Here is a 1,609-nt window from a genome sequence, read left to right on the forward strand (position 1 = left end):
AGCGCGCCCTCGGCCCGTGCCTGGGCGAGCTGGAAGTCCCGGTCCTCCACCTCGGCGCCGGGAGCCAGTCCGCGGGCGCCCAGCAGGTGCGCGCGCTGGGCCTCGCGGGCGGCGCGGTCCTGCTTGAGCGCGCTCTCGCGCAGGTCGTTGCGCATCTGCGCGTATGCCTGGCGGTAGCGCGCGGTCGCCAGCCCGGCGGGCGCGGCCCTGCCCGGCGTGGCAAGCAGCTCCAGGTCGTGCAGCGCCCGCCGCTTCTCGTCCACCTGCCCCGCCAGCAGCGCGGCCTCCTCCTCGATCCCCCCCGTCCGCAGCACCAGGATGGGCTGGTCCTTCGCCACCGCCGCGTTCTCGCGCACCAGCACGCTCTCCACCACGCCCGACGTGCGGGCGCGCACCTCGTGCTTGCCGGTGACCGGGCGGATGATGCCCGCGCTCTGCACCGACACGTCCACGCGCACCGCGGGCAGCGCCGCCAGCGCGGCCAGCAGCGACGCCACGATCAGCGTGTAGATGACGTAGCCCGCGCGGGAGTGCTCCGCGAGCAGGCTCTCCACCGAGTCTTCGCCGAAGCGCGAGGGGTAGAGCTGGGTCTGCATGGCCCCGGGTCGGTGAGGGCGGCGTCCGGCGCGGAGTCGCGCGCGGACGGGAGTGCTTGCCGGTCCACGAAGATGCACGGCTGGAGGGCGGGCGGCGCCCGATTCGGGGTGAGGGGCGGGACGGGTGATGCGAGCGGAGTGAAACGCGGGGCGAGCGGCGGACGTACGCGCTGTGGAGCACGCGGCCTCGCAAGCACGGTGGCGCGCCGGGAACGCACGGCGGCACCCTGCTCTTGCGAGGCACCACGCCGCGGCTCTACTTACATCTCCCATCCCGCTGGAACACCCGGCCAACCAGGGCGCGAAAGGAACCGGAGCGTGTCTCGGCCTCGGCCTTCCGCGCCGTCCCCGGCCTCCCTCTCCGCCAGCGAGCCTCCGCCGCCGGCGGGCGCGTGGCGGCTCGCCGGACCCATGCTCCTGCTTGCCTGGTCCGGCTTGCAGGTGCTGTCGTTCTCGGGGGACTTCGACGGCGCCCGGATGCGGGGCGGGGCCGTGGCGCACCCGCCGCTCACCCTGCTCCTCGCGCTCGTTCCCGCCGGGGTGGTCACGTTCGCCGTCGCGCTCGCCGTTCGCCTGGCCCGGCGCACACCGGCGGGCACGCGCGGCTGGGCGGTGCACCTGGCCGTCCACGCGGCATGCGCGGCGGCGCTGGCTGTGGCTCTCCTGGGCATCCGCCTCGCCGCCCGCGCGACGCTCGCCAGCCCCACGCCCGCGCTGGCCGCCGCGAGGGACGCGGACGAGGCGTCCGGCTTCGCCTTGCTGTTCCTGGTCGCCGCCGGGCTGGCGCACGCCGTGGTGTACGCCGGCCGCTTCCGCCGCAAGGAGGCGATGGAGCTGCGCCTGCAAGCCAGCCTGTCGCGCGCGGAGCTGGAGCGCACGTCGGCCGAGCTGCGGATGCTGAAGATGCAGCTCAACCCGCACTTCCTCTTCAACTCCCTGCACGCCGTCGCCGCGCTGATCGGCGACGCCCCGGAAGCCGCCGAGCGCCTCGTGGTGCGGCTGAGCGAGCTTCT

Annotated in this window: 2 protein-coding genes; one reads left to right on the forward strand and one right to left on the reverse strand. The window is 75.4% G+C overall.

Features of this window, described 5'->3' with window-relative positions; translation table 11 throughout:
* On the reverse strand, positions 1-596 hold a 596-nt coding region (locus VFE05_18525; protein HET6232076.1), incomplete at its 3' end, for a biotin/lipoyl-binding protein.
* 411 nt (positions 597-1,007) lie between these two features.
* On the opposite strand from VFE05_18525, the gene VFE05_18530 reads away from it, so the two are divergent.
* Positions 1,008-1,609, forward strand: a 602-nt coding sequence (locus VFE05_18530; GenBank protein HET6232077.1) for a histidine kinase, incomplete at its 3' end; no start/stop codon positions are given.

Source organism: Longimicrobiaceae bacterium (assembly GCA_035696245.1).
In the GTDB taxonomy this organism is placed as follows: domain Bacteria; phylum Gemmatimonadota; class Gemmatimonadetes; order Longimicrobiales; family Longimicrobiaceae; genus DASRQW01.